The organism is Flavobacterium sp. (assembly GCF_029242675.1).
Classification (GTDB): domain Bacteria; phylum Bacteroidota; class Bacteroidia; order Flavobacteriales; family Flavobacteriaceae; genus Flavobacterium.
In genome coordinates, this window is sequence record NZ_JAQWTM010000317.1 from 1 (window position 1) to 8,918 (window position 8,918).

General features: G+C 33.3%; 7 protein-coding genes and 2 pseudogenes. 1 reads left to right on the plus strand and 8 read right to left on the minus strand.

Annotated elements, in window-relative coordinates; all coding sequences use genetic code 11:
• The 8 genes and pseudogenes from P8M54_RS11560 to tsaD all read right to left on the minus strand — a co-directional run.
• A partial coding sequence (locus P8M54_RS11560; protein WP_300288015.1) for a class I SAM-dependent methyltransferase occupies positions 1-806 on the minus strand: 806 nt, incomplete at its 3' end.
• A 2-nt stretch (positions 807-808) separates the two neighbouring features.
• Positions 809-1,900 (minus strand): AI-2E family transporter, encoded by a 1,092-nt coding sequence (locus tag P8M54_RS11565; RefSeq protein WP_300288016.1) that lies wholly within the window; start codon positions 1,898-1,900, stop codon positions 809-811.
• A gap of 83 nt (positions 1,901-1,983) precedes the next feature.
• A complete protein-coding gene (locus P8M54_RS11570) occupies positions 1,984-2,934 on the minus strand; it encodes a zinc metalloprotease (protein WP_300288017.1) in 951 nt (316 codons plus the stop codon).
• A 709-nt stretch (positions 2,935-3,643) separates the two neighbouring features.
• Positions 3,644-4,600 carry a zinc metalloprotease gene (locus P8M54_RS11575; RefSeq protein WP_300288018.1) on the minus strand — a complete coding sequence of 319 codons (957 nt, stop codon included), beginning with the start codon at positions 4,598-4,600 and terminating at the stop codon, positions 3,644-3,646.
• A 702-nt stretch (positions 4,601-5,302) separates the two neighbouring features.
• Positions 5,303-5,437 (minus strand): annotated as a pseudogene (locus P8M54_RS11580) (zinc metalloprotease); the annotation flags it as partial.
• Positions 5,438-5,592: 155 nt separating this feature from the next.
• Positions 5,593-6,234, minus strand: a complete 642-nt coding sequence (locus tag P8M54_RS11585) for a DUF4159 domain-containing protein (protein ID WP_300288019.1) — start codon at positions 6,232-6,234, stop codon at positions 5,593-5,595.
• A 10-nt stretch (positions 6,235-6,244) separates the two neighbouring features.
• Positions 6,245-6,952: a 16S rRNA (uracil(1498)-N(3))-methyltransferase gene (locus P8M54_RS11590; protein ID WP_300288022.1), complete on the minus strand. Its 708-nt coding sequence runs from the start codon at positions 6,950-6,952 to the stop codon at positions 6,245-6,247.
• Positions 6,953-6,956: 4 nt separating this feature from the next.
• Positions 6,957-7,979 (minus strand): tRNA (adenosine(37)-N6)-threonylcarbamoyltransferase complex transferase subunit TsaD, encoded by a 1,023-nt coding sequence (gene tsaD / locus P8M54_RS11595; protein WP_300288023.1) that lies wholly within the window; start codon positions 7,977-7,979, stop codon positions 6,957-6,959.
• A 210-nt stretch (positions 7,980-8,189) separates the two neighbouring features.
• Here tsaD and P8M54_RS11600 point away from each other — a divergent pair.
• A pseudogene (locus tag P8M54_RS11600) lies at positions 8,190-8,918 on the plus strand (translocation/assembly module TamB); the annotation flags it as partial.

Sequence of the window (8,918 nt, forward strand, 5' to 3'; positions counted from 1 at the left end):
ATTTCCACTTGATTATTAAAAATATACTCGAAAGTTTCTGTTTTTTCTTTACCAAGATTGACCGTTTTTATTGCTGTAGGGCCAATGTAATCTTTATGTAGTTCCCATAATAATTCTTTAACCTCGTTTTCTAAAGCAACAATATGAATCGTTTTTACATTTGCTAATTCAGCTAAGCCTGCCGTTAAATCTAATAGTGGTGCCGTTTTTATTAAAACAGAATGAGAGTACTCAAAATAGGTGGACAAATGAATAGGAACATTAGGCAAGCAATCTTGTAATAAGAAAACTTTTCCCTTTGCATCGTGTCTTCTCGACGGATCAATGTAAATCCAATCCCATTTGTCATGAAGTGTTTGGAGTATTTCGATGCTATCACCTGCATAGCATTGAATATTGTTTACTTGTAATTTATTAAAATTGTGCTTTACAATCTCGGATAGTTCGGTATTTATTTCACAGTGTGCGACCTTCGTAAGTGTTTTAGCAAAATAATAATCATCTATTCCAAAACCGCCGGTTAAATCGATTAGACTATTTCCTGAAATTAAAGTGGCTTTATAAGCTGCTGTGCGTTCTGAAGAAGTTTGTTCAACCGAAATTTTTGACGGATATAAAATACCAGCAGTACAATACCAAGTTGGTAGCTTTTCCTTCGCTTTACCTTTAGCTTCAATTTGATTTAAAATACGAATCCAGTCAACATCAGGGAATGGATTTTTTTGAAGCGCTAATTTTGATATAGGGTTCGTTAAATTGCTATTAATGAAGTCTTGTATGTCGTCATTTAGAAGTGTACTGTCCAAAATTATAGGTCTTTAGTAAGTAATTTTATAAGTTGGTTTTCTGGAAAAAATTCCTTCCCTATAACTTTTATTATGGTGTAAAATGGTACCGCTACAACCATACCTACTATGCCAAAAAGGAAACCAGCACTTAGGATAACCAAGAAAATTTCCAAAGGATGTGAACTCACACTTTTTGAAAAAATTAGCGGTTGAGAGATATTATTGTCCACTATTTGAACAATCCAGAAACCAATTAGAACATAGATAGTAGTTGGTAAAATTTCGGATTGAAAATCTGATCCTAAATTACTTAACATAGTTAAAATTGCAGCCAATACCGAAGCAATTAAAGGACCTATGTAAGGTATGATATTTAGGACTGCACATAAAAAGGCAATTACAAGCGCATTTTCGACCCCAAAAATCAACAAGACAATTAAGTACATTACAAAAACTATAAAGAGTTGCAATAGTAAACCAAGGAAATAGCGCGATAATAAGATATTGATTTTGTTTAATGAATTTAAAATTTTCTCTTCATGCTTGTCGGGGATTAGTTTTTTAGCACTATTGATAAACATTAGTCTGTCTTTTAAAAAGAAAAAAGTAATAAACATGATGGATCCTAAAGCCACGCCCACACTACTGACTGTATTTAATATCGAATTTAAAAAATTAGGGATTATATTGAAATTTATTTTTGAACCGATATTGGCCTCATTCCACAGTGTCGATAAATCCAATTGATGGTTTTCTAAAAAAATAGTGATTTGATTTATTAATTGCGTGATATTTTTTTCAATGGAGTTGGTATTCAGTAATGATAAATTTTCTCCTTGTGAAATAATAAGCGGGACAAACATCATAATAAATCCAAATATCAGCAATACGAAGAGTAGTAAAGTACTAACTGTGGCAAAAAGATGATTGAATTTCATCCTTTTTCTGAAGAAATCTAAAATTGGGTTCCCTATAAGTGTTACTATCAACGAAATGATAAGATAGAGAAGGACAGATTGAATTTTATAAAAAAACAATAATGCTAGGCTGCAAAAAGTAATTAGGAGCAATGCTCTCAAGATACCATTTGCAATTATTTTTGATGTAATCATTAACTTTAATTTAGAGCATAAAGGTAAAAAAAAACTCGCTAGTAAATAGCGAGTTTTATAAATGTTAAGTGTGGTCTGCTATATTACAAACGGAAACTTGCTCTTGAACCTCCTGAAAGGAAAATTGCTGCCATTCTGCTTTTTTGACCGTTAGAGAACATAAACATTCCTCTATCATCTGTGTAATCCATGTAGTTCATTGTCATTTCTATTGGATTACCTGAACATGTGCTGTAGTGTGGGTAAGCAGGAACACCGTAGTTAGCATCATTGTGCGTAGGAGTATCACTTACTAAATCACTTCCACAGTTAGCATCTCCCCAAATGTGACGTAAGTTCATCCAATGACCTACCTCATGAGTAGCTGTTCTTCCTAAGTTATATGGATACACTGCAGTTCCAGTGTCTCCAATATATTTAGAATCAATTGCTACACCATCTGTTGAAGAAGCTCCTCCAGGAAACTGTGCGTATCCTAAAATTCCTCCACCAATGGTACATACCCATAAGTTTAATTTTGTTGTTGGTGAAGTTGCATTGATTCCACCTGTTGAGGTGCTCTTCATTGCATCAGAAGTTCCCCAAGATGTTTTAGTAGTCGCTTTGCGGTAGATAGCCTCAAGTACAAAACTGATCCCTACGTTAGCTTTTACTCTTGAAAAAGCTGCTGGTACAGAATTGTAATCTGCATTTAATGCATTATAATCTTCGTTCAGAATATCGATTTGTGATTGAATTTGAGCCGTTGAAATGTTTTCAGCAGTAGTTCTGTATAAAACGTTTACTACTACGGGAATTTGAATTTTACCATTTACGATTCTTCCAGTTGCAATTGCATTTTCTGTAAATGCTTCAATTTGGTTCATTCTAATTGCTAAAGTAGGATCAGCAGCTAGTTTTGATTTTAGTACGTCATCTGTAGCACATGCTTTTTTTGCTACTGTTTTTGCTGATAAAGCGGTTGTTTCATTGTTGTCGTTTTGACAAGAGAAAAGAGTCAGTACTGCCATTGCAGTTAAAAGAATTTTTTTCATAATTTACTCCGGGTTTGTTAGATATTATGTGGTTTTATTAATAATGGGGCAATTATATAACAATACTTTTAAATAGTAAAAAAAAAATAAAAAATATTTTAACAATAAATTAAGAACTCAATGTTGGCGCGGTTTTATAAAAAATAGGCTCTAAAAATAAATTTCAATACTGAGGTATTTTCTGATAACAAGAATTTTTTCAATGCTACTTTTGACCTAAGATGGTGCAGTAGATCATGGCATATTTTATTGTTTTTTTAAGAAATAACCTTCGGTTTTTAAATTTGTTAGGTACTGTCACCATTGCTCTAAGGAGATTTAGCGTAGATAAAAAACTATTTTATTTAATTGGCTCTTGAAAATTTATTTTCATTGTCAGGAACAATTCTTACAGCTATTGTGTAAGAAGTAGTTTAAACTGTATTTGTTTAAAGCAATTAGTGTAGAAATGTTTTTAGAAATCGGCATCCATTTTTTTGCTTTGCAGCTGTAGTATGGTTTTTTTAGGCGGTCAAATTAATTAGTGTGGCTATGCTGAACCTAATTAATTTTGGATGTGGCAAGATAACGGAAATAGAGTAATATAGTTATAAGAAAGCCATAGGTTGTTTTTTAGTTACTATTTCAGTTTTGGATGCACCACTCCTTTTATGACAAAAAAAAACTCGCTATTTACTAGCGAGTTTCTATTATTTTATTTCTTGAGTGGTTAGATTCCAAAAGCCGATCTTGCACCTCCTGAAACGAAGATAGCTGCCATTCTACTTTTTTGTCCTTCTGAGAACATGTACATTCCTCTATCATCAGTATAATCCATGTAGTTCATAGTCATCTCAACTGGAGTACCAGTACAAGTACTATAGTGTGGGTAAGCAGGAACACCGTAATTTGCACCATTATGAGTAGGTGTATCATTTACTAAATCACTTCCACAAGTTGCATCTCCCCAAATATGACGTAAGTTCATCCAGTGTCCTACTTCATGTGTTGCTGTTCTTCCTAGGTTATAAGGATAAGCTCCAGTACCTGACATTCCAAAATATTGAGAATCAATAACAACTCCGTCCGTAGCAGAGCTTCCGCCAGGAAATTGAGCGTATCCAAGAATACCACCACCAATTGTACAAGCCCACATGTTTAGTTTTGTAGTTGGTGATGTAGGGCTAATTCCTCCTCTTTTACTGTTTTTCATAACGTCATTGGTTCCCCAAGAAGTTTTAGTAGTCGCTTTTCTATTGATGCCTTCTAATACAAATGTTATTCCAACGTTTGCTTTTACTCCAGAAAATAAAGCTGGAACATCAGCGAAATCAGCATTTTGAGCATTAAAATCTTGGTTTAGAACGTCAATTTGAGATTGAATTTGTGCGTCTGAAATATTTTCTGCAGCCGTGCGGTATAGTACGTTTACAATTACCGGAATTTGAACTTTACCATTTACTAAACGACCTGTTAGCATAGCATTTTGAGTAAAGCTTTCAATTTGGTTCATTCTTATTGCTAAGGTAGGGTCTTCAGCAAGTTGTGTTTTTAGTACTTCATCAGAAGCACAGGCTCTTTTTGCTACTGTTTTAGCTGTTGATGCTACAGTCGTAGCTTCATTGTTGTCATTTTGACAAGAGAAAAGCACCATTACTGCTACTGCAGATAAAATAATCTTTTTCATAATTTGTTTGGAGTTTGTTATAATAAATTCGGGTTTGTTAACATTGATGCAATTATATAACAAATGTTTTAAATAGTGAAGAAAAAATTAAAAATTAATTAACATTAAATTAAGATTGCTGTAACAGTGCGGTTTCGCAAAAAAAAGACAGATATAATAAATTTTCAAATTGCGGTATTTTCTGATAGTACTTTTGTTTTAGACAGTACTTTTGTAAATTTTTCGGATGCTTTCAGGTAGTGTGAATTGCGATATTTGTAGTAAATAAGTTCTGCTTTTATTAGATACTATTAGCATTAACTTAAAACGATTTGTTTCCTAATTAAACGCTGTTTCTAAGAGACGTTTATTATCATGGTAAGATCTCTTTTGGTTGTAATTCTTACAGATATCTTGTAGGAAAGGATTTGAAGTGTTTTTTCTCTTTAACCTGTAATCAATTATCGTTATCAAGAAAATCAGTATTCCGTTTATTAGTGTGTAGTAGAGATATGGTTTTTTATGGTAATATAGTTATCTTATTTTTTGTAGTTGGATGTTTGTTTTAAGTAGTTGGTATCGCAATGTAAACGTAGGAAGAAAAATATTTTGTGACGCAGTTAATTATTTTATCAAGATTTACATTTTTTTTGAAGTCAAATTTTAGACATAAAAAAACTCGCTATTTACTAGCGAGTTTCAATCCTTTTAATTTTTCAGTGATTAGATTCCAAAGCCGGATCTAGCACCTCCGGAAACGAAGATAGCTGCCATTCTACTTTTTTGTCCTTCTGAGAACATGTACATTCCTCTATCATCTGTATAATCCATGTAGTTCATTGTCATTTCTACAGGAGTTTTCATATACAAAAAAAATGAATTTATGGAAGTAGATCTCTTGATTTGGAGATTATAAGGACGAAAGAAATGTAGTTCGAGCTATAAATAACAACGATTGAAAAAAATGGTGATTTCAGTCTAATTTAGAAGTAGAAAAGGAAATGAAAACGGTCTTAATTATTGAAAATATAATTCAAAATATTAGCACCCATTTTTAAAGCTTTTTCACGTACGAGTGTAGGATCATTATGGACTTCTGGATTTTCCCAGCCGTCACCTAAGTCGCATTCAACCGTATAAAGTAAAAGCAACCTATTATCTTTAAAAATACCTAAAGCTTGTGGTCGCTTTCCATCGTGTTCATGAATTTTAGGTAAACCAGTAGGAAATGCATACGGTTTTTGAAAAATAGCATGACTTGAAGGTATTTCTATTAATTCATTTTTTGGAAATATCTTTTTTATTTCTTTTCGGATATATTGGTCCATTCCATAGTTGTCATCTATATGCAAAAAACCACCCGATTCCAGATAATTCTTAAGATTAGTTACCTCTGCATCATTGAACACTACGTTTCCATGTCCAGTCATGTGTATAAAAGGGTAGGAAAATAAGGAAGGACTACTTGGTTCTACCGTTGCAGGTTTTGGACTTATAGTTGTATTAATATTGCTGTTGCAAAAGCGAATAAGGTTAGGCAAAGAAGTTGGATTAGCATACCAATCTCCACCGCCTCCATATTTTACCAAAGCAATTTCTTGCGAAAATGAAGTAAAACCGATCAATAACAATAAGATAATAGCTGTTTTCTTCATGCTGTTTTATTTACGCTTCATTAAAAAAAGCCACACTATGACAAGCCACAATTGCTGCAGTTTCGGTGCGAAGTCTAGTGGTACCCAAAGTAACGGGTTGGTATTTACTCTCCAATGCTAGAGCGATTTCTTTTTCACTAAAATCGCCTTCGGGACCGATTAAAATAGTAATGTTTTGTTTTTTTTGTAATACTGATTTAAATGTTTTTTTATCCGTTTCTTCACAATGAGCGATTATTTGTAAGCCGTCATTTTGTTTTTTGATGAATTCCTTAAAAGTCACCGCATCATTCAATTGTGGTAAATAGCACTCATTAGACTGCTTCATGGCTGAGAGGACAATTTTATCAAAACGTTCTTTGTTAATTACTTTACGCTCTGATCGATCACATAGTATAGGAGTAATTTCGTGAATTCCTATTTCGGTTGCTTTCTCAAGAAACCATTCGAATCGATCATTCATTTTTGTAGGTGCTACTGCCAGGTGCAATCGGTAAGAAGAAGGCGCTTTTTTTTCAACTCCATTAATTTTGACTGTACATTTATTATCCGATGCTAAAGTGATTTCTGTTTCAAATAATAAACCTTGACCGTTTGTAACATACAAAATATCACTATCTTTTTTTCGAAGTACTTTAATGATGTGTTTACTTTCCTCCTTATCAAAAAAGAAATTTTCTGTTTGCTCGTCTATATTTGGATTATAAAATAATTGCATAATTTTAAAACTGTATTCTTGCTTTAGAAACAACTGCTGCTGTTTCAAAATGTTGAGATAAAAATTTTTGATAACCTACAATTCCAATCATTGCAGCATTATCGGTGGTGTATTCAAATTTTGGAATAAAGGTTTTCCAACCGTACTTCGCTTCGCCTTCTTTTAGCGTCTGTCTAATTCCTGAGTTAGCAGAGACACCTCCACCAATCGCAATTTGTTTGATTCCTGTTTCTTTAACGGCTAATTTTAATTTGTCCATTAAAATTTGAATGATGGTATGCTGTATCGATGCACAAATATCATTTAGGTTATCATCTATGAAAGCAGGGTTTTCTATTTTTTTCTTTTGGATAAAATATAAAATAGCTGTCTTTAGACCTGAAAAACTAAAATCTAGTCCAGCTACTTTTGGCTTCGTAAAAGCAAAGGCTGTTGGATTTCCTAACTGCGCATATTTATCAACCAAGGGTCCGCCAGGATACGGTAAACCTAGGATTTTGGCGCTTTTGTCAAATGCTTCTCCCACGGCGTCATCTGTTGTTTCGCCAATTATGGTCATGTCAAAAAAGTGGTTAACTTTCACAATTTGAGTGTGACCACCACTAATGGTTAAAGCTAGAAAAGGAAAGTCGGGTTTATCAAATCCTTCCTCATCAATAAAATGGGCTAAAATGTGCGCATGCATGTGGTTTACGGCTATCAGTGGAATTCCTAATGCAATTGCCATTGATTTAGCAAAAGAACTACCTACAAGCAGTGAGCCCATTAGGCCTGGACCTTGTGTGAAAGCTATGGCGCTTAATTGTTCTTTTTTAATTCCAGCTTTTTGCAGTGCTGCATCAATTACAGGGACAATATTTTGCTGGTGTGCTCTTGAGGCAAGTTCTGGAACCACGCCACCATATTGTGTGTGTATCAGCTGGTTTGCTACAACATTTGATAGTACTTTATCGTTATGTAAAACGGCTGCAGCTGTGTCATCGCAGGAACTTTCAATAGCAAGAATAAAAACGTCGGAATTTTGCATAAAAAAGCACAAATTTTGAATTATATTTACAGACCGATTTAATTTTTTTTACTTTTACGGCGCAGCCAAAATTAAAGAATTTTTATCAAAGGTGCCCCTCTTTCCTGAGGCAAAATATTATTTATAGAAAAATTATAATCTAAAGTAGCTATCAAAAAAATTTCAAACATAATCTTCCGATTTATTCTGGGGCTGATAGTACTTTTATTAGTGTTAGCTATTGCATTATCGCTGCCCTATGTTCAAACCAAAGTGGCTCGCTATTTTACAAACAGTATAAACAAAGATTTTGGAACTAACATAGCAATTGGAGGGGTACGAATTTCTATTTTTGGTGGCGTTAAATTCAAGGATGTTGTTATCCTAGATCATCACAAAGACACGCTTATTTTTTCAAAAATCATCAATACCAACATCTTAGAAGGGAAGAAGATTTTAGATGGAGATCTGATTTTTGAAGATATTAAATTGGAAGGACTGCTTTTTAATTTAAAAACGTACAAAAACGAAAAGGAAACCAACATGGACTTTTTTATCAAGTCTTTTGATTCGGGAAAACCAACTAATCCTAACAAGCATTTTCTTTTAAAAGCCAATAGCGCTGAAATTGTAAATAGCCATTTCATTTTAACCGATGAAAATAAACAATATCCTGTTCAAGTCGATTTTAAGAAGTTGAACGCTTCCATTACTGATTTCTTACTATATGGTCCAAATGTTAGTACATCCATAAATAAAATGTCCTTTTCAGATTCAAGAGGACCTTATGTGGCTAATTTAAGTTCGAAGTTTAGTTACACAAAAAAAAGTATCCGACTCGAAAATCTTTATCTGCAAACTAAAGAATCAAAAATCAAAGCTGATGTTTTTTTAAATTACAAAATCGAAGATTTTGCGAACTTCACCGATAAAGTCAAGTTTGATGTTACCTTATATCCT

Excerpts from the sequence above, each read along its gene's own strand:
- P8M54_RS11565 (WP_300288016.1), bottom strand. The coding sequence starts at position 1,900 with ATGATTACATCAAAAATAATTGCAAATGGTATCTTGAGAGCATTGCTC.
- P8M54_RS11570 (WP_300288017.1), bottom strand. The coding sequence starts at position 2,934 with ATGAAAAAAATTCTTTTAACTGCAATGGCAGTACTGACTCTTTTCTCT.
- P8M54_RS11575 (WP_300288018.1), bottom strand. The coding sequence starts at position 4,600 with ATGAAAAAGATTATTTTATCTGCAGTAGCAGTAATGGTGCTTTTCTCT.
- P8M54_RS11585 (WP_300288019.1), bottom strand. The coding sequence starts at position 6,234 with ATGAAGAAAACAGCTATTATCTTATTGTTATTGATCGGTTTTACTTCA.
- P8M54_RS11590 (WP_300288022.1), bottom strand. The coding sequence starts at position 6,952 with ATGCAATTATTTTATAATCCAAATATAGACGAGCAAACAGAAAATTTC.
- tsaD (WP_300288023.1), bottom strand. The coding sequence starts at position 7,979 with ATGCAAAATTCCGACGTTTTTATTCTTGCTATTGAAAGTTCCTGCGAT.